Source organism: Quadrisphaera sp. DSM 44207 (assembly GCF_900101335.1).
In the GTDB taxonomy this organism is placed as follows: domain Bacteria; phylum Actinomycetota; class Actinomycetes; order Actinomycetales; family Quadrisphaeraceae; genus DSM-44207.
This window is the reverse complement of sequence record NZ_FNKA01000004.1, coordinates 26,623-49,607: the sequence shown is the minus strand read 5'-3', so window position 1 is coordinate 49,607 and position 22,985 is coordinate 26,623. Positions and strand designations below refer to the sequence as shown.

At 75.7% G+C, this 22,985-nt stretch carries 20 protein-coding genes; 9 read left to right on the top strand and 11 right to left on the bottom strand.

What is annotated here, in order from left to right:
- The first annotated feature begins 30 nt into the window (after positions 1-30).
- The gene (locus BLS82_RS15850; RefSeq protein ID WP_176819118.1) at positions 31-174 is read left to right on the top strand and encodes a hypothetical protein; all 144 of its coding nucleotides are present in this window, start codon (positions 31-33) and stop codon (positions 172-174) included.
- Between the two features lie 193 nt (positions 175-367).
- Here BLS82_RS15850 and pstB read toward each other — a convergent pair whose 3' ends face one another.
- The 8 genes from pstB to BLS82_RS14105 all read right to left on the bottom strand — a co-directional run bounded on the left by pstB (position 368) and on the right by BLS82_RS14105 (position 9,839).
- A complete protein-coding gene (gene pstB, locus BLS82_RS14140; RefSeq protein WP_092867186.1) occupies positions 368-1,147 on the bottom strand; it encodes a phosphate ABC transporter ATP-binding protein PstB in 780 nt (259 codons plus the stop codon).
- 44 nt (positions 1,148-1,191) lie between these two features.
- Positions 1,192-2,265, bottom strand: a complete 1,074-nt coding sequence (gene pstA / locus BLS82_RS14135) for a phosphate ABC transporter permease PstA (protein WP_092867184.1) — start codon at positions 2,263-2,265, stop codon at positions 1,192-1,194.
- The gene (gene pstC, locus BLS82_RS14130) at positions 2,265-3,206 is read right to left on the bottom strand and encodes a phosphate ABC transporter permease subunit PstC (RefSeq protein ID WP_092867182.1); all 942 of its coding nucleotides are present in this window, start codon (positions 3,204-3,206) and stop codon (positions 2,265-2,267) included. The genes pstA and pstC overlap by 1 nt, the downstream gene beginning before the upstream one ends.
- A 115-nt stretch (positions 3,207-3,321) precedes the next feature.
- Positions 3,322-4,446: a phosphate ABC transporter substrate-binding protein PstS gene (gene pstS / locus BLS82_RS14125; RefSeq protein ID WP_092867180.1), complete on the bottom strand. Its 1,125-nt coding sequence runs from the start codon at positions 4,444-4,446 to the stop codon at positions 3,322-3,324.
- 168 nt (positions 4,447-4,614) lie between these two features.
- On the bottom strand, positions 4,615-5,559 hold the full coding sequence (locus BLS82_RS14120; RefSeq protein ID WP_092867178.1) for an NUDIX hydrolase: 945 nt from the start codon (positions 5,557-5,559) through the stop codon (positions 4,615-4,617).
- 28 nt (positions 5,560-5,587) lie between these two features.
- On the bottom strand, positions 5,588-7,858 hold the full coding sequence (locus BLS82_RS14115; RefSeq protein WP_218123965.1) for an RNA degradosome polyphosphate kinase: 2,271 nt from the start codon (positions 7,856-7,858) through the stop codon (positions 5,588-5,590).
- Between the two features lie 76 nt (positions 7,859-7,934).
- On the bottom strand, positions 7,935-8,975 hold the full coding sequence (gene mshD / locus BLS82_RS14110) for a mycothiol synthase (RefSeq protein WP_218123964.1): 1,041 nt from the start codon (positions 8,973-8,975) through the stop codon (positions 7,935-7,937).
- 90 nt (positions 8,976-9,065) lie between these two features.
- Complete coding sequence (locus tag BLS82_RS14105) at positions 9,066-9,839, bottom strand: winged helix-turn-helix transcriptional regulator (RefSeq protein WP_092867172.1); 774 nt, start codon at positions 9,837-9,839, stop codon at positions 9,066-9,068.
- Positions 9,840-10,005: 166 nt separating this feature from the next.
- On the opposite strand from BLS82_RS14105, the gene BLS82_RS14100 reads away from it, so the two are divergent.
- Positions 10,006-10,749, top strand: a complete 744-nt coding sequence (locus BLS82_RS14100; RefSeq protein WP_092867170.1) for a hypothetical protein — start codon at positions 10,006-10,008, stop codon at positions 10,747-10,749.
- Positions 10,750-10,914: 165 nt separating this feature from the next.
- Complete coding sequence (locus tag BLS82_RS15845; protein ID WP_176819117.1) at positions 10,915-11,055, top strand: hypothetical protein; 141 nt, start codon at positions 10,915-10,917, stop codon at positions 11,053-11,055.
- Between the two features lie 36 nt (positions 11,056-11,091).
- Here BLS82_RS15845 and BLS82_RS14095 read toward each other — a convergent pair whose 3' ends face one another.
- Together BLS82_RS14095 and BLS82_RS14085 are read right to left on the bottom strand one after the other, a co-directional pair.
- Complete coding sequence (locus BLS82_RS14095) at positions 11,092-11,736, bottom strand: LysE family translocator (protein WP_092867168.1); 645 nt, start codon at positions 11,734-11,736, stop codon at positions 11,092-11,094.
- 2,027 nt (positions 11,737-13,763) lie between these two features.
- Positions 13,764-14,597: a hypothetical protein gene (locus tag BLS82_RS14085; RefSeq protein WP_143028873.1), complete on the bottom strand. Its 834-nt coding sequence runs from the start codon at positions 14,595-14,597 to the stop codon at positions 13,764-13,766.
- A 444-nt stretch (positions 14,598-15,041) separates the two neighbouring features.
- On the opposite strand from BLS82_RS14085, the gene BLS82_RS14075 reads away from it, so the two are divergent.
- The 6 genes from BLS82_RS14075 to BLS82_RS14050 all read left to right on the top strand — a co-directional run bounded on the left by BLS82_RS14075 (position 15,042) and on the right by BLS82_RS14050 (position 21,135).
- On the top strand, positions 15,042-16,190 hold the full coding sequence (locus BLS82_RS14075; protein ID WP_143028872.1) for a CAF17-like 4Fe-4S cluster assembly/insertion protein YgfZ: 1,149 nt from the start codon (positions 15,042-15,044) through the stop codon (positions 16,188-16,190).
- Positions 16,191-16,383: 193 nt separating this feature from the next.
- On the top strand, positions 16,384-16,902 hold the full coding sequence (locus BLS82_RS14070; protein ID WP_092867160.1) for a heme-binding beta-barrel domain-containing protein: 519 nt from the start codon (positions 16,384-16,386) through the stop codon (positions 16,900-16,902).
- 76 nt (positions 16,903-16,978) lie between these two features.
- Positions 16,979-18,022: a glycosyltransferase family 4 protein gene (locus BLS82_RS14065; RefSeq protein ID WP_092867158.1), complete on the top strand. Its 1,044-nt coding sequence runs from the start codon at positions 16,979-16,981 to the stop codon at positions 18,020-18,022.
- Positions 18,010-19,266 carry a glycosyltransferase gene (locus BLS82_RS16650; RefSeq protein WP_218123963.1) on the top strand — a complete coding sequence of 419 codons (1,257 nt, stop codon included), beginning with the start codon at positions 18,010-18,012 and terminating at the stop codon, positions 19,264-19,266. Before BLS82_RS14065 ends, BLS82_RS16650 begins: the two co-directional genes overlap by 13 nt.
- Positions 19,263-20,573, top strand: a complete 1,311-nt coding sequence (locus BLS82_RS14055; protein ID WP_092867156.1) for a glycosyltransferase family 9 protein — start codon at positions 19,263-19,265, stop codon at positions 20,571-20,573. The genes BLS82_RS16650 and BLS82_RS14055 overlap by 4 nt, the downstream gene beginning before the upstream one ends.
- 10 nt (positions 20,574-20,583) lie before the next feature.
- The gene (locus BLS82_RS14050; protein ID WP_143028871.1) at positions 20,584-21,135 is read left to right on the top strand and encodes an RsiG family protein; all 552 of its coding nucleotides are present in this window, start codon (positions 20,584-20,586) and stop codon (positions 21,133-21,135) included.
- A 32-nt stretch (positions 21,136-21,167) separates the two neighbouring features.
- Here the strand turns inward: BLS82_RS14050 and BLS82_RS14045 are convergent, their stop codons facing one another.
- Complete coding sequence (locus BLS82_RS14045; protein ID WP_092867152.1) at positions 21,168-22,895, bottom strand: putative bifunctional diguanylate cyclase/phosphodiesterase; 1,728 nt, start codon at positions 22,893-22,895, stop codon at positions 21,168-21,170.
- Between the last annotated feature and the right edge of the window lie 90 nt (positions 22,896-22,985).

The window sequence follows — 22,985 nt, the reverse complement described above, 5'->3', positions numbered from 1 at the left end:
CGCCCGGGTGCTGACCGCTACCGTGGCGACATGGAGCCCAGACGGCGCCTCGACGACGACGAGCTGGCCGAGGAGATCGAGCTGTACGGAGACCTGGTCGTGGCCGCGTCGGAGGCCGACGAGGCGCTGCCCCAGGAGGAGATCGACCGCCTCCTCGGCATCCGCCGCGACTGACCGGCCGGCACGCCCGGCCCCGCCGCCTCGCACCACGGATCCGTCCGCACCCCGCCCCGGCCCCGCTCCCGCGCCCGACGCGCCGCCACCGGCGAGCAGGAGGTGTGCTCTCGCTCGGCGAGGACCCCCTCGCCTCCGGGTGCGGACCGCGCACCGCACCGCGTCAGCAGGCCGCCCGCTCGCACCCCGCAGCTCACCCGAAGCGGCCGGAGACGTAGTCCTCCGTGGCCTTCTGCGCCGGCTTGGAGAAGATCGTCGTGGTGTCGGACATCTCGATGAGCTTGCCCGGCTTGCCGGTGCCGGCGATGTTGAAGAACGCCGTGGTGTCGCTGACGCGGGCGGCCTGCTGCATGTTGTGGGTGACGATGACGATCGTGTAGTCCTGCTTCAGCTCGGCGATGAGGTCCTCGATCGCCAGCGTGGAGATCGGGTCCAGCGCCGAGGCCGGCTCGTCCATGAGGAGCACCTGCGGCTGCACGGCGATCGCGCGGGCGATGCACAGGCGCTGCTGCTGGCCGCCGGACAGGCTGGAGCCGGGGCGCCCGAGCCGGTCCTTGACCTCGTTCCACAGGTTGGCGCCGCGCAGCGAGCGCTCGACCAGCTCCTCGGCGTCCGCCTTGCGCATGCGCGCGTTGTTCAGCCGCACGCCGGCGAGGACGTTCTCGGCGATCGACATGGTGGGGAACGGGTTGGGGCGCTGGAAGACCATGCCGACCGAGCGCCGCACGTCGACGGGGTCGACCTCGGGGGCGTAGAGGTCCTGCCCGTCCATGACGACCTTGCCCTCCACGCGAGCGCCCGGGATCACCTCGTGCATGCGGTTCAGGGAGCGCAGGAAGGTGGACTTGCCGCAGCCGGACGGTCCGATGAGCGCGGTGACCGTGCGCGGCTCGATGGTCATCGTGACCGCTTCGACCGCGAGGAAGTCGCCGTAGTAGATGTCCAGGTCGGACACGTCGATGCGTTTGGCCATGGTCGTTCCTCGGGCTCCGTCTCGGTGCTGCGGCGGGGTGCTGGTCAGTGCGCGCGGGGGGAGAACCAGCGCGAGATCAGCCTGGCCAGCAGGTTGAACAGCATCACGAGGATGATGAGGACCAGCGCCGCTGTCCAGGCCCGGTCGATCGCCGGCTCCGGGGGAACGCCCGGCTGGGTGTACTGGTAGTAGGAGAACACGGGCAGCGTCGCCATGCGCTCGGCGAACGGGTTGAGGTTCGTGCCCGTGGTGATCCCGAGCGTGACCAGCAGCGGGGCGGTCTCGCCGATGACGCGCGCGATGGCCAGCGTGATGCCGGTGGCGATCCCGCCCACGGCCGTGCGCAGCACGACCTTCACGACGGTCAGCCACTTGGGGACGCCCAGTGCGTAGGCGGCCTCGCGCAGCTCGTTCGGCACGAGCTTGAGCATCTCCTCCGTCGAGCGGACCACCAGCGGGATCATCAGCACCGACAGGGCGACGGCGCCCATGATGCCCAGCCGCGTGCCCGGGCCCAGGACGAGCGTGAACAGCGCGTAGGCGAACAGGCCCGCCACGATCGAGGGGATGCCCGTCATCACGTCGACGAGGAAGGTGATGCCGCGCGCGAGGCGCCCGCGCCCGTACTCCACGAGGTAGACGGCGGTCAGCAGCCCCACCGGCACGGAGATCACCGTCGCCAGCGCCGTGACGACGAGGGTGCCGAGGATGGCGTGGTAGGCGCCGCCGCCCGCCCCGACGACGCCCGCCATGGACCACGTGAAGAACTCCGGGTCGAAGCGGGCGGCGCCCTGGCGGACCACCGTCCAGACCAGGGACATCAGGGGCAGCAGCGCCACGAGGAAGGCGCCCGTGACGAGCGCCGTGACCAGCCGGTCCGTGGCCTTGCGGCTGCCCTCGACCGCCCGCGAGGCGCCGACGAGCAGGACGACGGACAGCAGCGCCACCAGGACGGCGAAGCCGGCGGTGGACCACCCGAGGACGGCGAGCAGGCCGCCGGCCAGGGCGGCGGCGGCCGCGAGCGCGGCCAGCGGCGCCCACCGGGGCAGGCGGCGGGCGGAGGCGCTCACCGCGAGGGGCACCGCGACGGGGCGCGGGCGCGTGCCGAGGTCGGTCATCAGTTGGCTCCGGAGAACTCGGCGCGGCGGTTGACGATCCAGCGGGCGGCGAAGTTGACGGCGAAGGTGATGACGAAGAGCACGAGGCCGCCCGCGATCAGCGTGCTGGTCTCCACGCCCGTGGCCTCGGGGAAGTCGAGCGCGATGTTCGCGGCGATGGTGCCGGGGTTGCCCGTGCCGATGAGGTTGAGCGTCACCCCGCCGGACGCCGAGAGCACCAGGGCCACCGCCATCGTCTCGCCCAGGGCGCGGCCCAGGCCCAGCATGGACGCCGAGACGACCCCGGAGCGGCCGTAGGGGATGACGGCGTAGCGGATCATCTCCCAGCGCGTGGCCCCCAGGGCCAGCGCCGCCTCCTGGTGCAGGCGCGGGGTCTGGCGGAAGATCTCGCGGCTGATCGCCGTGACCACCGGCAGGATCATCACGGCCAGCACGAGGCCCGCGGTGAGGATCGTGCGCCCGGTGGCGGAGGTCGGGCCCGCGAAGAACGGGATGAAGCCGAGGTTCGCCTCGAGCCACCGGTAGACCGGCACGAGGGCCTGCGAGAGCGTCACGGCGCCCCACAGGCCGTAGACGATGCTGGGGATGGCCGCCAGCAGGTCGACGACGTAGCCGAGCGGCGCGGCCAGCCGCCGCGGGGCGTAGTGCGACAGGAAGAGCGCGATGGCGACGCCGAGCGGCGCGCCGACCAGCAGCGCGATGAGCGCGGCGAGCACCGTGCCGAACAGCAGCGGCGCGACGTACGCGGCCAGGCCCCGCCCGCCGATGACCTCCTCGGCGGGGGCGGTCAGCGCGGGCAGGGCCTCGACCGTGAGGAAGAGGGCGACGCCCGCCAGCACGAGGAGGATGAGCACGCCCGCGGCCTGCGTGGTGCCGCGGAAGACCCGGTCGCCCGGGCGCTGCCGGGCGCTCCGGCGGGGTGCTGCAGTGGTGGTGGTCACCGGGTCCTCTCGGGTGCCGCTCGGGGTGCCGCTCGGGTGGCTCCGGGTGCCCGGAGCCGTGGCAGATGATGCACCGCGCCGGTGCGGCGGCGGGCGCCGCACCGGCGCGTCCGGCTCAACCGGCCGCGGCGATCATCCCGATGGAGGACTCGACCTGCGAGCGGAGGTCGTCGGAGATGGGCGCCGAGCCGGCGTTGTCCGCCGCCGCCTGCTGGCCCTCCTCGCTGACGACGTAGGCGAGGAACGCCTTGACGAGGTCGGCGGTCTCGGCGTCCTCGTAGGTGCTGCAGGCGATGTGGTAGCTCGCCAGGACGATCGGGTAGACGCCGCTCTCGGTGGTGGCGCGGTCGACCTCCAGCGCGATGTCGCCGTCCGGCCGGCCCTCGACGGGGCTGGCGGTGTCGAGGACGGCGGCCGCGGCCTCCGGGGTGGGGCCGACGAACTCCTCGCCCACCCTCACGGTGGCGACGCCCAGGTCACCGGCCTGGGAGGCGTCCGCGTACCCGATGGTCCCGTCGCCCGCCCCGACCGCGGAGACGACGCCGGAGGTGCCCTGGGCGGCCTCGCCGCCGGCGACCGGCCACTCGCCGTCCGGCTCGTGCGGCCACGCCTCGGGGGCCGCGGCGGCCAGGTACTCGGTGAAGTTCTCCGTCGTCCCCGAGTCGTCGGCGCGGTTGACCGGGGTGATCGGCCGCGCGGGCAGCGTGACGCCGGGGTTGTCCGCGGCGACGGCCGGGTCGTCCCAGGAGGTGATCCGCTGGTCGAAGATCCCCGCGATCGTGGCGGGGGACAGCTGCAGGGAGTCCACGCCCTCGAGGTTGTAGAGCACGGCGATCGGGGAGACGTAGACCGGCAGGTCCAGGGCGGTCCCGCCGCTGCAGCGCTCCTGCGCCGCGGCGAGCTCCTCGTCGTCCAGGTAGGCGTCGGAGCCGGCGAGGTCGACCGCCCCGGCGAGGAACTGCTCGCGCCCGGCGCCGGAGCCCGCGGGGTCGTAGTTGACCGTCGCGTCGGGGTTGGCGCCGGTGAAGCCCGCCTGCCAGGCCTGCATCGCCGCCTGCTGGGAGCTGGCGCCCGCGCCGTCCAGCGTGCCCGAGACCGCGGTCGCGGTGCCGCCCTCGGACGCCGAGCCGCTCGCGGCGGGCTCGGTGCTGGCCTCGTTGGCCGCGCTGCAGGCGGACAGGGCCAGGGTGAGCACGGCGGCCGCGGGGAGGGCGGTGCGGCTCCGGGTGCTGCGCTTCACGTGCGACTCCTCATCGGTCGGGGCCGGAGGGTCCGGTCCCAGGACGACGAGGACGCTAGGGAGGGCAGGTGAAGGCCCGGCCCGGGTCGGGTGAACCGCGGGTGAACAGCCCCGGTCGCACCGCGCGCGGGCCTTGACAATCCGTCACACTGCGCCACCGCGATCCGCTCACCGGGGGACGGGGCTGTGCCGCTCCACCGCCACCACCCGCCCGGAGCGGCGCGCGACGTGCGCGACGAGCACCTCCCCGGGCTGCAGGTAGGGGTCCGCGCGCGGCACGGCCTCCGCGACGCCCGCGCCCGCGTGACCCGCCAGGGTGCCCAGCAGGGTGGGCAGCACGGGCCGGTGGGTGCACACCAGCACGGGCCGGGCCTTGGCCAGCAGGCCGGAGACGTAGTGGGCCACCGCGGCGCTGCCGGTGCGGTGCCCGTCCTCGCTCAGGCGCCGCTTGGTGCGCAGGCGCGTGCCCGTGGCGTACAGGTACGGCTCGAGCGTCTGCACGCAGCGCTCCCACGGGCTGGAGACCACCCGCAGCGGCGACCACGCGGTCAGCAGCTCGGGCAGGGCCCGCGCCTGCGCCATGCCGGGCGGCGCGAGAGGGCGGTCGGCGTCCGTGCCGTCCCAGCCGGTGCGCGGGTGGGCGTGGGCGTGGCGCAGCACCACCAGGGGCCAGGTGTCCAGCGCGCCGCCGGCGTCGGCGTCGAGCAGGGCCCGCAGCTGCACGCGGTCCGCGCGCCGGGTCAGGCGCCGGTCCGCCTCCTCGGGGGTGACCCAGGCGGTCTCGTCCACCTCGTCCGGGCGCGGCGGCGGCGGCAGCGCCGGGCCGGGCACGTGCGCCGCCCAGTAGGAGACGTGCTTGGTGGCGTCGGTGCCCAGCGGGTAGCGGGCGCTCGGCAGCGGCACGCCGAGCGGGCGCACCAGGCCGGTCTCCTCGGCGAGCTCGCGGACGGCGGCCGCCACCACGGGCTCGGGACCCTCCAGCTTGCCCTTCGGCCACGACCAGTCCTGGTACCTGGGCCGGTGCACGAGCAGCACCCTCAGCCCGTCGTCCCCCCGGTGCCAGCACACCGCTCCCGCGGCGCGCACCAGGGCGCCGTCCGCCGCGCCGCTCACGGGCGGCCCCCCGCCGCCTCCCCCCGCCTCACCGGCGACGGGGGCGCCGCGGCGAGCGCTCGGCGATCAGGTGCTCCTGCAGGTCCAGCAGGGGGCGGCCGTCCTCGCCGACCGCGTGCCGGGTCCAGCACCCCTGCGCGTCCAGGTGCCAGCTGGCCGTGCCGTCATCCATCGACAGGTCGAGCAGGGCCCGCAGCTCGGCGACGTGCTCGGGGTCGCGCAGGCGCACGAGGCACTCCACGCGCCGGTCGAGGTTGCGGTGCATCATGTCGGCGCTGCCGATCCACACCGACGGGGAGCCGCCGTCCTCGAAGGCGAAGACCCGCGAGTGCTCGAGGAAGCGGCCGAGGATCGAGCGCACGCGCACCGTCTCGCTCAGGCCCGGCACGCCCGGGCGCAGCGCGCAGATGCCGCGCACGACGACGTCCACGGGCACCCCGGCCCGGCTGGCGCGGTAGAGGGCGTCGATGACGGCCTCGTCGACCATCGAGTTCACCTTGATGCGCACCCCGCACGGGCGGCCGGCGCGGGCGTGCTCGGCCTCGCGCTCGATCCGCTCGACCAGGCCGCGGCGCAGGCTGCGCGGGGCCACGAGCAGGCGCCGGTAGCGCGTCTGCGGGGCGTAGCCGGAGAGCTGGTTGAACAGCTTCGTCAGGTCCTCGGCGACCTCGTCGTCGCAGGTGAGCAGCCCCAGGTCCTCGTAGACGCGGGCGGTCTTGGGGTTGTAGTTGCCCGTGCCGACGTGGCAGTAGCGGTGCAGCGCCTCGCCCTCCTGGCGCACCACCAGGCTCAGCTTCGCGTGGGTCTTCAGGCCGACGATGCCGTAGACGACGTGGACGCCGGCCTGCTCGAGCTTGCGCGCCCAGGAGATGTTCGCCTCCTCGTCGAAGCGCGCCTTGATCTCCACGAGCGCGAGCACCTGCTTGCCGGCGTCGGCGGCGTCGATGAGGGCGTCGACGATGGGGGAGTCCCCGGACGTGCGGTACAGCGTCTGCTTGATCGCCAGCACCTGCGGGTCGGCGGCCGCCTGCTCGAGGAAGGCCTGCACGCTCGTGGAGAAGGAGTCGTACGGGTGGTGCAGCAGCACATCGCGCTGGGCGACCGCCGCGAAGACGTCGCGCGGCTGGGAGCTCTCGCGCCCGTCCGTCAGGTGCCGGTGGGTGGCGGCCACGAAGCGGGGGAACCTCAGCTCCGGCCGCTCCAGGTCGGCGACCAGGTGCAGGGCCCGCAGGTCCAGGGGCACCGGCAGCACGTACGTCTCGGCCTCGCTCACCCCCAGCTCGCGGATCAGCAGGGAGCGCAGGTGCACGTCGGCGTCCTGCGCCAGCTCCAGGCGCACGGGCGGGCCGAAGCGGCGGCGCAGCAGCTCCTTCTCCAGCGCCTGGAGCAGGTTCTCCGCGTCGTCCTCCTCGACCTCGACGTCCTCGTTGCGGGTGACGCGGAACGTGTGCGCCGCCAGCACGTCCATGCCCGGGAAGAGCATCTCCAGGTGCACGGCGATGAGGTCCTCGAGGGGCAGGAAGCGCGCCTCGCGGTCCGAGGCCGCGCCGTCGGCCTCCGCGCGCACCAGCCGCGGCAGCAGCGGCGGCACCTTCACGCGCGCGAAGTGCTCCTTCTGCGTCGCGGGGTTGCGCACGACGACCGCCAGGTTCAGCGAGAGGCCGGAGATGTAGGGGAACGGGTGCGCCGGGTCCACCGCCAGGGGCGTGAGCACGGGGAAGACGGCGTCGCGGAAGAAGCGGTGCAGGTGGTCCTGCTCGGTGTCGGCCAGCTCGCTCCAGCCGACCAGGCGGACGCCCGCCTCGGCGAGGGCCGGGCGCACGGCCCGCGTGAAGACCTCCGCGTGGCGCGCCATGAGCTCGTGGGCGCGGGCGCTGATGGCGTCGAGGACCTCGCGCGGCTGCAGGCCGGAGGCGGCCGTGACGGCCAGGCCCGTGGCGATGCGGCGCTTCAGGCCCGCCACCCGCACCATGAAGAACTCGTCCAGGTTGCTGGCGAAGATCGCCAGGAAGCGGGCGCGCTCCAGCAGCGGCAGCGAGTCGTCCTGCGCCAGCTCCAGCACCCGCTCGTTGAACGCCAGCCAGCTCAGCTCGCGGTCGAGGAACCGGTCGGCCGGCAGCGGCTCGGTCCCGGCCGCGGCCGCGCGCGCGGGGGCCTCGTCCTCCTCGGCGAGGTGCTCCTGCAGGTGCTCGGCGAGGGACCCCGGGCGCTCGGGGGCGTCGACCCCCGGCGCCGCCGCGGCCGCCGGGCCGGTTCCCGTGCTGGTCGCGGGGCCCGTCGTGCTCGCAGTGCTGGCCATGCCCGGCATCATCGCAGCCGCGCGGCCCGCCGCGCCCGCGGCGCCCCCGCCGCGCGCGCCCTGCGAGCGGGGCGGCTCAGACCCGCCGCTCGTAGAGGACGTCGCTGCCCGCGTGCTCGAAGCCCAGGCGGGTGTACAGCCGCCGGGCCGCGGCGCTGTCGCCCTCGACGTACAGGCGCACCAGGCGGTGCCCGCGGGCGGCCAGCAGGTGCAGCCCGGCGAGCACGACGGCCGTGCCGAGGCCGCGGCCCTGCGCGTCGGGGTCGACCCCCACCACGTACACCTCGCCCGTGCCGTCCCCGGGCTCCTTGGTCCAGTGCGAGGCCAGCAGCCGGCCGTCCGCGGCGTCCTCGGCGAGGACGACGCCGCTGGGGTCGTACCAGGGCTCGCCCTGGCGGGCGCGCAGGTCGGCGAGGGTCCACCGGCCCTGCTCGGGGTGCGTGGCGAAGGCCCGCGCGTTGAGCGCCAGCCACGCCTCCTCGTCGCGGCCGGCCCGGAAGGCGCGCAGCCGCACGCCCTCGGGCACGGCTAGGGCGGGCAGCGGCGGGGCGCCGTCCCCCAGCGGGCGGGCCATGCGCCACAGCTCGCGCGCGCGCCGGTAGCCGCGCCGGGCGGCCAGCGCCGCGGCGGCCGGGGAGTCCGCGTGGGACCACGCGCGCAGCGGGCCGGGCGCGGTGGCCGCGGCCGTGCGCTCCACGGCGCCGGCCAGCAGGCCGCCGAGGCCGGCACCGCGCGCGGACGGCGCCACCACCAGCTCGGCCGTCGCGCCGGGGGGCGCGGCGGGAGCGCCGGGAGGCGCGTCGGGGCTGACCCCGGGGTCGGCGGCCACCTGGGCGTAGCCGAGCAGCCCGCCGTCGCCCCCGCCGTCGCCCGCGCCGTCGCCCGTGCTGTCGCCCGCGCCCGTGCCGTCGCCCGCGCCCGTGCCGTCGCCGCGGGCGCGCAGGAGCACGTGCGCGAGGCCCGGGCGGGCGGGAGCGGTCAGCGCCAGCCGGGCGTCCTCGGACGCGGCCTCCGCGCCGTCCGCCGCGGCGGCCGCGGCGAGCAGCGAGCGCACCCGCCCGACGTCGAGCGGGTCGAGCTGGGGCAGGACCTCGGGCTCGGACGGCTCGGCGCGCACGGGCACACCCTAGGGAGCGCGCCGCTCCGGCTCCGCCGACGACGGGCCAGCAGGCCGCTGCCCGGCCGTCACCCGGCCGCCACCCGGCCGCTACCGGTCGGCGGCTCGCTCGGCGGCCGGCTCGGCGGCCGGCTCGGCGGCCGGCTCGGCGGTGCTCGCGGCGTCGCGGTCCATCTCGCGGCGCTCGCGCACCTGCGGCACGAACCGGTAGCCGACGTTGCGCACCGTCCCGATCAGCTGCTCGTGGTCGGCGCCCAGCTTCGCCCGCAGCCGGCGCACGTGGACGTCGACCGTGCGGGTGCCGCCGAAGTAGTCGTACCCCCACACCTCCTGCAGCAGCTGCGCCCGGCTGAAGACCCGGCCGGGGTGCTGGGCGAGGTGCTTGAGGAGCTCGAACTCCTTGTAGGTCAGGTCCAGGACCCGCCCGCGCACCCTGGCGGTGTACGCGGACTCGTCGATGACGAGGTCGCCCGCGCGGATCTCCTCGGACGCCTCCTCGCCGCTGTCGGCCAGGGCGGCGCGCCCGGCGGCCAGGCGCAGCCGGGCCTCGACCTCCGCGGGGCCGGCCGTGTCGAGCAGGACGTCGTCCGCGCCCCAGTCGGCCGCGACCGCGGCCAGCCCGCCCTCGGTGAGCACGAGGAGGAGGGGACAGCTGACGCCCGTCGTGCGCAGCAGGCGGGCGAGGGAGCGGGCGGCCACCAGCTCGCGGCGCGCATCGACGAGGACGGCGTCCGCCGGCGGGGCGTCGACCAGCGCGGCCGGCTCGGCGGGCAGCACGCGCACGTGGTGGGGCAGCAGCCCGAGGGCGGGCAGCACCTCCGCGGACGGCGCGAGGGCGTTCGTGAGCAGGAGCAACCGGGCCAATGCCGCCTCCAGGGGCTGGCGCCAGCACGTCGCCGCGCCGGCGCGCCGTCGCTTACGACGGGATGAAGAGTAGACGACGGCGCCCCGCGACCGGAGGTGATCCGGCCTCCTCCGGCGCGCGAGCGACGCGCGGGGCGCCGTGCGGGCGCTCTGGGAGGATGCCGCGGTGACCGCCGCGACCAGCCGGACCGCCCCCGCCGCCGCCGGCGCCGCGCTGGCCGGGCTCGTGGCCCTGGGGGCGCTCGCCTCCCCGGGGACGGCGGCCGCCGCGGTGCTCGTGGTGGCCGGCGCGGTCAGCGCCGGGTGGTCCGCGCTGCTGTCCCTGCCCAGCCCGCGCGGCAGCGCCGCCGTGGTGGCGGGCACCGCGGTCGCGGCGGTCCTCGCCGTCGCGGGCGCTCCCGACCCGCGCCTGAGCCGCCTGCCGCCCGTGCTGGCGCTGGCCGTGCTGGGCGCCTTCGCCCACCAGCTGCTGCGGCGCGACCTGCGCCCGCGGGTGGCCGACGGGCTCAGCGGCGCGGTGACGGGCCTCGTCGTCGTCGGGCTGGGCGCCGGGTGGCTGACGGCGCTCGCCGGCCCCGCGGGCGGCTCGGTGGTGCTCGTCGGCGCCCTGGGCGTGGCCCTGGCGTCCTCGAGCACCGCGCTGCCGTACCCGGTGCGCACGACCGGCGCCCTCGGGCTGCTGGCCGCCGCCGCGGGCGGGGCGCTGCTGGCCGGCGCGACCGGCGGGGTGGCGCCCCTGGCCGGCGCCGTCCTCGGCCTCGCCGTCGCGACCGTCGTCGTCCTGCTGCACCGCCTGCTCGTGCACCTCCCGACGCGCGCGCGGCCCGTGGCGGCCCTCGCGATGGGAGCGGCGCCGGTGGCGGCGTGCGGGATCGTCGTGCACGTGCTCGGGCGGGTCGTCACCGCCTGACCCGGGGCGGTCCGGGCGGCTCCGGCGGTTCGGGCGGCCCGGGTGGTCTGGCCAGCCGGGTCCAGGCCGTGTCGTCCGATCGGCCGAGGTTGGGTCGCCCGACCGTCCGTTTCGTCCCGCGCGCCATCCCGCTGCCCGGCGCCGCGCGCTGGGAGCGTCCGGGGCGTGGAGATCCTGCCCCTGGTCCTGGCCCTGCTCTTCGTCTTCGTCGCGGTCCGCGTCGCGCGGCTCGCGGTCGACCCCTCCGCGCGCCAGGTGGCGCCCTGCGCGGCCCCCGCCGAGCCGGCCGCCGCCACCGGCTCCTGACGCCGGATCCCTCCTGCGCCCAGGGGCCTGGGGCGCTCAGGCCGGCGCGGGGCGGGAGCGGTCGGTGAGCAGGTGCACCGCCAGCGCGCCCAGCACCCCGCCCACGACCCACCGCTGCGCCCGGAGCCACCGCGGCCGGGCGGCCAGGAAGGACGCCAGCGACCCGGCGAAGACCACGATCGCGGCGTTGACGGACAGCGCGACGGCGATCTGCGTGGCGCCCAGCACCAGGGACTGCAGCGCGACCGAGCCGCGCGCGGGGTCGACGAACTGCGGCAGCAGGCTCACGTACAGGACGGCGATCTTGGGGTTGAGCAGGTTCGTCACCAGGCCCATCGTGAACAGCCGGCGCGGAGGGTCCACCGGCAGCTGCCGCACCGCGAGCACCGAGACCCCGCCCGGGCGCACCGCCTGCCAGGCCAGGTGCAGCAGGTAGGCGGCACCGGCCAGCTTCAGGACGGTGTAGGCGGCGGGGACGGCGACGAAGACGGTCGCCAGGCCGGCGGTGGCCGCGGCCAGGTAGACCCCGAAGCCGGCGGCCACGCCGAGGAGGGAGACCAGCCCCGCGCGCCGGCCCTGGGTGACCGAGCGGGAGACCAGGTAGAGCATGTTCGGGCCGGGCGTGAGGACCAGGCCCAGGGCGACGGCGGCGATGCCGAGCACTGCGGAGGGAGCGACCACGAGGCGCCTTCCCGCGGAGGGCGGGCCGCTGCGGCCGCTCCTCCGCCGTCGGAGGCGCCCTTGGACCACGGGACCGCCCGAGCGTGGCGGACCCCGTGCACGCCTCGTGCAGCGGGTCCGTCGCAGCGCCCCTCGACCGGCGCGACGAGCCTAGCGGTCGCCCGGCGCAATAAGGAGCGTCTGGCGCGGGCGGCTGCGAGTTGGCGCAGCCCCTCAAGTGGCCGGCCGGCGGGCTCGAGACCACTTAATGGACCATCAACCACCGCAGCATTTACCGGTCCGCCAGGTAAGGCAGCCAGCATCGCGCCGGGGTCCTGAGCCCTAGGACCCCGTCCTCTGCTAGCTGCAGCGGGAGTACCACCATCACCGGCTTCTTCAACGACGCATTCCGTAGCCCTGCGCCCTCTCTGGTAGGCACCTCGGCGGTCATGTCCCGCATGCCGCCTCTCCGTCGCCCGGGCGTCCTTCGTTTACTCCTCGCTCGCGCCGCGGCCCATTTCGCTCCATCTCGACGCCTAACCCTGGGCGAGGCGACTCATCAATGCCTGGAACATGTGATCGGAGTCGCTAACCGGCTCCTCGGCCCGGGAACTCAGTGCGTCGGTGGTGAATCATGGCGACGACGGTACCGCTGTGCGCTGCTCATCGACACGGTCGGCAATGCGGCGGACTCCCATCCCACGAAGTGGGAGTGTTACAGCGGGCCTACGAGGGGCACGCTACGCCGGCAAGGAGTTCGGAACAGAGTGGCCCTCGCGGGTACATTAATCACGGCTTTGTCATGTCGGTGTGCAACCCGTATGGGTCTTCAACAGCGCCGCACAACCGACGCTTTTGATGCGCCTAGTAACCTCTAACGCATCCCATGATCACGATCGATCAATCCGGGTGCGCTCTCAAGGTGAAAGATTGACTTACAAGGTGGTGGTACTACTCGCGCGGGTCCATGACACATCGTGCTCGATGTGCAATGATCAAGCAAAGATGCTGTCCTACTCCGATCATGACGAGCCAGGCGCTGCGAGTTGCAGCCGATGATTCGGAGGGCGCACTACGGTGCTACCGAGGGTGTACCAATTGTCCAGCAGGCACCGTGCGTTCGCTCAGGCGGTCACATCCCGCTAGCAGAGCAGTATTACATCCCGAACGCCTTGGCGACGCGCGATGCCGTTTACGGCTGCGCTTGCACTCGTGATACCGCACATACCACGATAGATTACTGCAGGGCTCTGCGCAGCAATAGGCGTTCTACTGCTGGAGCTGCTCATCACTGCCTCGGGAGGCGCGAGATATCATACCCCAGTAGCCGATGCACCAAAAAATTGCGAAACTAGAGATTGCAGGTACGAGGTACGAGCCCAAGTTCAGGCCCAACCCGAAGCCGAAGACGAGTAGCAGCGCGGCTATAACGCGCAGCCGCAGACTGCGGTCCTCGAGGGCTCTCCGATAGACCCATCCCCCGACGAAGCCTGCGCCCGCACTCAGCGCCACCGCGGCAATCCACGCGTTCACATCCATGAGTCTACCTCATGCCCCGCATGTCAGACCGCCCTCGTCCGTCTGGATTGACTGCGACGATGATACTAGCGGCGTTGTCATCACGTACGGTGATGGCGGAGGACGTGAGTGGATTATGCGTAGGGGTGAATGTTTCCCCGTGAAGCTCACCCTGTCACTACCTCTGTGCACAGGACAGCGGCGACACGACCTCGTGGCGCAAACTCGTCACGAGCTACCTGACCACCAGCCGCCGTGACGCCGTCAGCCGCGCCTGCCGCTCGACCTGAGCGGAGGACATGTCTGCGCTCAGGTGCGGTGCTCGCCGGAGACATCAGCGGACTAGCAGGCCCGAGGAGCAGCATCGTGCCTTTGTCCTCCTTGAAAGGATCGCCACTCCCCGGGCCTGTGGCCGTTCATGTAGTTGCCCGGCACCCAGCCCGCGGCGGTCGTGTCACGATGCGTCACCACCACTTGGAGGCAAGTAGTTCCGGGCGGCAGCGACTGCAAGTGCAACTATGCAGGTCGGTCTATCGACAGTTACCTCCCGTGTAGGCCACTGGGGTAGCGGAGACGGGGCTGAGGAGCAGCTTCACGCACTTACCGGAGGCCACGATGGGCTTAGACCCTCGTACGATGATGGAGATGTTAAGGCCGCAGATCACTCCTGCAGGGGGGCTCCAAAGGCCGATGGCGCCGCACACCGCGGAGATGTCGCCAGCGTCAGCGGCTTGCCGAGACTCTCTCTTGTTGAGGTACGCAGTCGGGATCCCGTACGTGTGACCGAACGTGGGATCAGCCACAACTGGATAAGTCGCATCGTCCGGCGCCTTGACGGTCTGGACCACCGTACTGCCGTCAATGGAGTACGACGTGGGCACCGCTCGGCCGTCCGCATCGAATGCCCATGGTGGATCGATCGCTCCGATGACCGACCCCGTCGCGCTCGAAACGAGATCGATACCGCCGTCAGGCCGGAGGTGAGGAACCTGGCCGTCGCCGAGCTCGTAGCGGAACGAGTCAGGGCTTTGCGGACCGGCCAGCGTCGCTTGGATCGAGACTCGGCCGTCTGCGAGGGCGAGGACTTCCGTGGTGACCCCTGTAGATCCGCTGGGCGGAAAGACGATAGCTCCCTGTTCCGACACCTCGGGAGTCTCGCTTGCGACCTCCGGAGGCAATGTGACGCTCAGCGAAGAGGGCGCCTCGTCAGAGGTGAGCTCAACGGTTCCGTCGTCGGCCGAGACCGCGAGGGCGGTCGACTCGTTTAAGTCTGCTGTCAGCGCTCCAGTGAGCGATGCCTCAGGTGTGACCTGGGGTCCGAGGTCCGGCATACCCGCCTTCCCCACATCCTGCGTCTCGTCCACGGTCGCTGGTTCCAACGAGGCGTATGCGGGGGACGCGGTGGCTACCATGACTGCCGCTGCTGTCAAGAGGCTGAGCCTGCCTGATGCTGTCTTCATTGACTGCCCGGATCAGGTGGTGACGAGAGGCGAAGCGACGTTGCTCTGCCTTTGCCAGTCCCGAAGGCCCGACCTGACCATTGAACTGCAGCGAACGGTGGTCTTGTCAACACCTGATGCGGAGCAGGTGCATCGTACGTTTCAGGTGCTCAACGCCATCACCGGTCGCTACAGCCCCGACGTCCCCTGACCGCGGTCGTCGTGGAGGATGCATGCGCTCTGTGGCGCGGCGCCCTCCTGCACATGCCGCGGCCGCATCGGCCTGCCAGCCCGCCGGGGTCGACTGTGTGTGGTCCACGACCGGCTACGGCCGGGAAGGCGCAGCGGCCGCCGAGCGCTGTGCTCGTCATGAGCACGACCGCGAGCCCGGGCGCCTTCCCGCGCGCCCGGCGCAGCCCGCTGCTGGAGCGCCCCGGCGCCGTCGAGGCCGAGGGCGCCGACGCCGGCGTCGCCTGGCACTACGGCGATCCCGTGCGCGAGCAGCGGATGCTCGAGCAGGGCCTGGCGCTCGTCGACCTCTCCTCCCGCGGGGTCGTGCAGGTCAGCGGACCGGACCGGCTGGGCTGGCTCGACTCCCTGACCAGCCAGCGCCTGAGCGGGCTGGCGCCGCGCACGTCCACGGAGTCCCTCGTGCTCAGCCCCGAGGGCCGCATCGAGCACGCGCTGCGCGTCGTCGACGACGGCCAGGTCACGCACCTCGTCGTCGAGGCCGCCGAGGTCGCGCCGCTGGTGGCGTGGCTGGAGCGGATGCGCTTCCTGCTCCGCGTGGAGGTGCGCGACGCCACGGCCGACCTCGCGGTGGTCGGCGAGCCCGTCGCCCGCGAGTCCGCGGCGGGGGAGCCGCTGGCGTGGGTCGACCGCTGGCCGGCCACGGCGCCCACCTCCGCCTCCTACGCCGCGGTGCCCGACGCCGCCCACCCGGGCGCCGACCGCCCGTGGCGCGAGGTCCTCGTGCCGCGCGCGGACCTCGCGGCCGCCACGGCCGACCGGCCGCTGGCGGGCACGTGGGCGTCCGAGGCGCTGCGCGTGGCCGCGTGGCGCCCCCGCTGGGGCTTCGAGACCGACGAGCGGTCCATCCCGCACGAGCTGGACTGGCTGCGCACCGCCGTGCACCTGGCCAAGGGCTGCTACCGCGGCCAGGAGACCGTCGCCAAGGTGCACAACCTCGGTCGCCCGCCGCGCCGCCTGGTGCTGCTGCACCTCGACGGCAGCGGCGCCGGGCTGCCCGCGCCGGGCGCGGAGGTCGTGGACGCCGCCTCGCAGCGGCCCGTGGGGCGCGTGACGACGCCCGCGCGCCACCACGAGCTCGGCCCCGTCGCGCTCGCCGTCGTGCGGCGCTCCACCCCCGTCGACGCCCGCCTGCTGGCCGACGGGATCGCGGCCGCCCAGGAGGTCGTCGTCTCCCCGGACGCCGGGACCGCCGCGCCGCGCCCGCGCGCGGGCTTCGCGCCGCCCCCGGCGCGCGGCGGCGCCCGCCCGGACCCGGCGCGCCCCTGACCCGGCGCACCCCTGACCCGGCGCGCCCCCTGACCCGGCGCAGGCGGCGGGTAGGCTGGCGGTCGTGGACCTCGGCGTGCTGGAAGCGTTCTACACCGGGCTGCTCGGCCTCAGCGCGGTGGTGATCACGTGGTTCTCCGGCTTCGTGGTCTACCGCCTGTTCAAGGGCCAGCGCTGAGCGGGAGCCGCTGCCGTGGCCCTCGAGATCGACCCGGACCTGCCGGCCTCCCTCGTCCCGCTGTCGTGGCTGGTGGGCCGCTGGGAGGGCGCCGGCGTCCTCGCCGACCCCCGGGCCGGTGAGGCGCAGGTCGGCCAGGAGCTGGAGCTGACCGCCGACCCGCGCGGCTTCCTGCACCACCGCTCGCAGCTGTGGCGCCTGGACGCCGACGGGCAGCGCACCGAGCCCCTCGACAGCGAGGCCGGCTACTGGCGCCTGGCGGCCGAGCAGTCGGCGCCGACGCGCCCGGGCGCGGACGTCGAGCTGCTGCTGGCCCACCCGACCGGGGTGGTGGAGGTCTTCGTCGGCCGCGCGGTCGGCACCCGGACGGAGCTCGTCACGGACGCCGTCGTCCGCACCGCCGGCGGCCCGGACTACACGGCCGCCAGGCGCACCTACGGCCAGGTCGAGGGCGACCTGCTCTGGGTGCAGGACGTCGCCTCGTCGACCGAGCCGCTGCACGCCCGCGTCTCCGCCCGCCTCAAGCGCGTCTGACCCGCCCGGCGCGGGCGCTGGTCCGTGCGGGCGCGCCCGGGCAGGCGGCGTCGGTCGCGCGCGCTATCTTCCGGCCGTGCAGACCCCGTCGCGCCCGGTGGCGCTGCTGAGCGGGCCGGCGGCGTTCGGCGGCGCCCAGCGCTACCTGCTCTCCCTGCTCCGCCACCTGCCCGCGGCCCTCGTGGCCCTGCCCCCGGTGGACGCGCAGCTGGCGGCCGGGGCCGAGGCCACCGGCCGGCCGCGGCGCACGGCGCAGGGCCCGGCTCCGCAGCAGGTCGCCGACGCCGTGGCCGCCACCGGCGCCCGCGCCGTGCACGTGAACTGCACCGACCCGGTGGCCGAGGTGCCGCTGCTGCGCGCGGCGCTGGCCACGGGCCTGCCGGTGACGGCCACGGTGCACATGACCGACCGCTACGCCCGCACGCCCGCGGCGGCGGACCTGCCCGCGGTCTACGCGGCCCTGGGGGGCGTCGTCGCGCCGTCGCGGCCGATCGCCGAGCACCTGGTGCGCGAGCACGGCGTGCCGGCCGCCCGCGTGCACCACGTGCCCAACGGGGTGGCGCCGCCCCCGCCGGTCGCGCTCCGCGAGCGTCCGGCGGGCTCGCCGCTGCGCGTCGGCTGCCTCGCGCGCCTGACGCGGCAGAAGGGCCTCGACGTGCTCCTCGACGCCGTCCGGGCCCTGCCGGCGGGCACCGTCGAGGTCGTCGTGGCGGGCGAGGGCCGCGAGGCCGCCGCGCTCGCCGCCGCCGCGCGCGACCTGCCCGTGGTCTTCCGCGGGTTCGCCGCCGACGTGCACGGCTTCCTCGCCGACCTCGACGCGTACGTGCAGCCCTCCCGCGAGGACGCCCTGCCGCTGGCGCTGCTCGAGGCCGCCGGCGCGGGCCTGCCGTGCGCCGCGACGCGGGTCGGGGACGTCCCCGAGCACCTCGACGGCGCCGTGCTGCTCGTCGAGCCCGGGGACGCCGCGGCCCTGGCCGCGGCCCTGGCGCGCCTGGCCGCCGACGCCGGCCTGCGCGCGCGGCTGGCCCGCTGCGGCCGCGAGCGGGTGCTGGCCTCGCACACCGACGCCGCGATGGCGGCCTGCACGGCAGCGGTCCTCGCCCCGGCGTGGGGGTCGTGATGCGGGTGCTGCGGCTGTGCTCCGTCTTCGGCGTGCCCGACCGGCCGGTGCCGCCGGAGGACCTGCGCTTCGACGCCGTCGGGGGCATGCAGAACCACACCGGCCACCTGGTGCAGGCGCTCGACCGCCTCGGCGTGCGCCAGCGCGTCGTGACGTCGTGGCCGCCGTCCCAGCCGCGCGAGGAGCTGCTGGGCGCCGGCGCGGAGGTGCACCGCTTCGGCTGGCCGGTCACCGCGCTGCGCCAGGGCTGGGCGGCGCAGGCCGCGGCGGCGCTGCCGCGGCTGTCCGCCGGGGTGGACCTCGTGCACGCCCACCTCGGCGAGGACCTCGCGGTCCTCCCGATGGCCCGCGCCGCCGCCCGGGCCCGCGGCGTCCCGCTCGTGGTCACGGTGCACCTGAGCCTGCGCCACACCCTGCCCGGGCGCGGTCCGCGCGCCGCCCTGATGCGCGGCCTCGGCGGGGTCCTGGAGCTCGGCGCGGTGCGCGAGGCCGCGGCCGTGCTGGTGCTCACCGAGCGGGCCGCCCGGGCCGCCCTGGCCGACGGCGCGGCTCCCGCGCGCGTGCACGTGCTGCCCTCCGGCGTCGACCCCGACCTGTTCGCCCCGCCCGCCGCGCCCGGGCCCGACCCGCTGGCCCCCGACGACCCGGCCCCCGGGCCGCCGCGCCCGCGGGTGCTCTTCGTCGGGCGGCTGGGGGAGCAGAAGGGCCTGCCCGCCCTCGTGCGGGCCGCGGCGCTGATGCGCGAGGACGCCGACGTCGTCCTCGCCGGGGAGGGCCCGCAGCGGCCCTTGCTGGAGGCGCTCGTGGCGCAGCTGGGCGCGGGGCGCCGCGTGCGCCTGACCGGCTACCTCGACCACCGGCTCGTGCCCGCCGCGCTGCGCACCGCCGCGGTCGCCGTCCAGCCCAGCCGGTACGAGGAGATGGGCACGTCGGTCGTGGAGGCCATGGCCACCGGTCTGCCCGTGGTCGCCACCCGCACCGGCGGCATCCCCAGCCTCGTGCGCGACGGCGAGACCGGCCGGCTCGTGCCCGTCGACGACGCGCCCGCGCTCGCCGCGGCGCTCGACGAGCTGCTGGCCGACCCCGTGCGCGCCGCGGCGATGGGCGCGCGGGCCCGCCGCGCGGTGGCCGGCCACGCCTGGCCGTCGCTCGCCGCGGGCGTGCTGCGGGTCTACCGCGACGCCGTGACCCCCGGCGGCGACCAGCGCCGCGCCACCCCGGCACCCCCCACCGGGGCCGCGTGAGCGCGCCCGGCGCGCTGGGCGACCCCGTGCTGGCCGACCCCGTGCTGGCCGACCCCGTGCTGGCCGACCCCGTGCTGGCCGACCCCGTGCTGGCCGACCCCGTGCTGGCCGACCACGTGCTGGCCGACCCCGTGCTGGCCGACCCCGTGCTGGCCGACCACGTGCTGGCCGACCCCGTGCTGGCCGACCCCGCGGTCCGCTCCGTGGCGCTGCTGCGCCTGCGCACCGGCATGGGCGACCTGCTGTGCACCGTGCCGGCGCTGCGGGCGCTGCGGCGCGCGCGGCCGGACGTGCGGACCACCCTCGTCACGTGGGCCGAGATGCGCCCCGTCGTCGAGCGCATGGGCGCCTACGTCGACGAGCTGCTCGACTTCCCCGGGCGCGCGGGCATCCCCGAGCGCCCGCCCCGGCCCGAGCGCTGGGACGCCTGGGTCGCCGACGCCCGGGCGCGCCGCTTCGACCTCGCCCTGCAGGTCTACGGCGCCAACCCGGTGGCCAACGCCGTCACCGCGGCCGTGGGCGCGCGCCGCACGGGCGGCTTCTTCGCCACCACGGCCCTCGGCTCGCCGGAGCTGCCCGGCCTGGTCGACCTGAGCACCCACGTGCCCTACCCGGCCCACCTGCACGAGGTCGACCGGCACCTGCACCTGTTCGCCGCCCTCGGCGTGCCGGGCGCCGGGCGCCACCTGGAGCTGTCGGTCGGCCCCCGCGACGAGGCTGAGGCCGGCGCCGTGCGCGCCGGGGCGGCCCTCGCGCCGGGCCGCTACGTCGCGCTGCACGCCGGCGCCACGTGCTCCAGCCGCCGCTGGCCGCCCGCCCGCTTCGCCGAGGTCGCCGCGGGCCTCGTCGCCGCCGGGTGGCGGGTGGCGCTGACGGGCGTGCCCGCCGAGCAGCCCGTCGTCGACGCCGTCCTCGCCGCCCTGCCCCCGGCGCTGGCGACGGCGTCGGGCCCCGGCGTGGTCGACGTGTGCGGGCGCACCGGCCTGGGCGGCTTCGCCGCGCTGCTGCGGGGCGCGGCGCTGCTGCTCAGCAACGACACCGGCGCCGCGCACGTCGCCTCCGCGCTCGCCGTGCCGAGCGTCGTGGTCTTCCTCTCCGGGGACCCGCGGCGCTGGGCCGCCCCGGACGCCTCGCGCCACCGCGTCGCCCGCCACCAGGTCGAGTGCAGCCCCTGCCCGCACCTGGACTGCCCGATCGACTTCCGCTGCGCCACCCGCCTGGCGCCGTCCGCCGTGCTGGGCGAGTGCCTGGAGCTGCTCGGCAGCGAGTCCTCCGATGGCCTGCGGGCGCGCCGTCCCCGCGGGTAGCGTGCCGGACATGACGGTGGAGTACCGGCCCGGGGGACGTCGGCGGATCGACCAGGTGCTCTCACCGGACTTCCTGGCCGGCGTGGGCGACCTCGACGACTCCTCGCTGCGGCGGCGGCGCGACCTCGCGCAGCAGGAGGAGACGGACCTGTCCTACACCCGCCGGCTGCTGCAGGGGCGCCTGGACCTGCTGGAGGCCGAGCGCGCGCACCGCACCGGCGAGCGCCCCGCGCCCGGGCGCGGCCAGGCCCGCAGCGACGAGGAGCTCGCCGAGGCCCTCGCGCGGATCCTCGCCGACGACACCCGCTCCACGCGCGGCAGCGGCCGCTTCCTCTCGGCGCAGCCCAGCCGCGTGGGCGAGCACCGCCGCGAGGCGGAGCTGGCCGTCGCGGACGTGCGCCTGAGCGCTCCGGCCCAGCTCGACGACGCCGACCTCGCCGACGCGGTCACCCACCTGCGCGAGCTCGAGCGGAGGGTCTCCGGCCTGCGCCGCCGCGTCCAGGACGTCGAGGCGGCGCTGACCCTGGAGCTGACCCGCCGCTTCGAGGTCGCCCGGGACTGACCCGGGACTGACCCGGCGCTGACCCGGCGCGCTCAGCGGAGCAGGCCCGGGCGCAGGGGCGCCGTGGGCACCTGCGCCGCCGGCACCGGGCGGGCGAGCAGGAAGCCCATCGCGGCGTCGCAGCCGGCGTCCCGCAGGCGCCGCAGCTGCTCGGGCGTCTCCACCCCCTCGCCGATCACCTGGGCGTCGATGGCGTGCCCGAGGGTGGTGATCCCCTCGAGCAGGGCCGCGCCGCGCGCGGTGGCGGCGCGGGCGGTGAAGGCCGCGTCGACCTTGAGCACGTCCACCGGGAAGCGCGAGAGGTGGGCCAGGGAGCTGTAGCCCGTGCCGAAGTCGTCGATCCCGATCCGCACCCCGCTGCCGGACAGCTGCGCCAGCTCGGCGCCGACCCGTCCCGGCTCGGCCAGCGCGGACTCCGCCACCTCCACGCCGACGCGCCACGGCGGCAGGTCCGCCGCCGCCAGCCGGGAGAGCAGGGAGTCGGCGAAGCCGCGGCGCGCGAGCTGGCGGGCCGAGACGTTCACCCAGGTCGTGAACGGCTCCAGGTGCGCCCACCGGGCGGCGTCGGCCAGGGCGGTGTCGAGCACCCACGCCCCCACGGGCACGATCAGGCCGGTCTGCTCGGCGAGGTCCACCGACTGCCCGGGGTCCACCGGCCCGCGGGTGGGGTGGTGCCAGCGCAGCAGCGCCTCGACGCCGACGACCTCGCCGCTGCGCAGGTCGACCTCGGCCTGGTACGCCAGGGCGAGCTGGCCCGCCCTGACCGCCCCGCGCAGGTCGGACTCGAGCTGGTGCCGGTCCTGCACCTGCTGGCGCAGGACGGCGTCGAACCACGTCACGCCGTCCCGGCCCGCGTCCTTCGTGCGGTACAGGGCGACGTCGGCGTCGCGCAGGAGCGCGTCGGCGTCCCCCGGCGCCGCGCCGACGGCGATGCCGACGCTGGCGGTGACGGCCAGGCGGTGGCCGTCGACCCGCACCGGCTCGCGGACGGCGTCGAGGATGCGCCGGGCGACGTCCTCCGCCGCGGCGGCGGCGCTGGTGACGTCCTCGTCGAGGAGCGCGACGACGAACTCGTCGCCGCCGATGCGCGCCACCACGTCGGTGCCCCGCACCAGCAGCCGCAGCCGCTCCGCGATCCGGCTCAGCAGCTCGTCCCCGGCCGCGTGCCCGAGGCTGTCGTTGATCGGCTTGAAGCGGTCCAGGTCGAGGAACAGCACCGTCGCCGCGCGGCCGTCGCGGGTCAGGTGGGCGCGCAGCCGGCGGTCGAGCTCCGTGCGGTTGGCCAGCCCGGTCAGCGCGTCGGACGACGCCTGGCGCGCCAGCTCCGCCCGCGCGTCCTCGGCGGCCCGGCGGGCCTGGCGCTCGACGAGCAGGGCGCGCTCGCGCTCGGCGGCCTCGCGCACCCGGTCGTCCACGTCGCGCCACCACAGCCCGACCAGCCCGTCGGACGGCACCGCGTGGACCTCGAACGCGCGCCCGCACAGGTGCAGGTCGCGCTCGGCGCGGGCGGCCTCGCCGGTCGTGCGCACCTGCGCGAGCAGGCGCGCCAGCGGGTTGCGGGCGGCGGGGAGCAGCTCCCACAGGTCGCGCCCGAGGACCTGCTCCGCCGGGCGCCCGACCTGCCGCAGGGCCCGGGTGTCGAGGTGCTGCACGCGGTCGTCCGCGTCCACGCACCAGAAGCCGTCGAGGCCGGAGCGCATCGCCCGCGCGTGCTCGCACGCCCCCGCGCCCGGCTGCTCGTCCCCCGCCGCACCCGTCATCGTCCCCGCCGCCGCTCCACCCGCCGCCCCTCCACCGCTCCTCCTCTCCCTGACGCCGCTGGGCCCGCCGCTGCTGCACCCGCCGGGGCC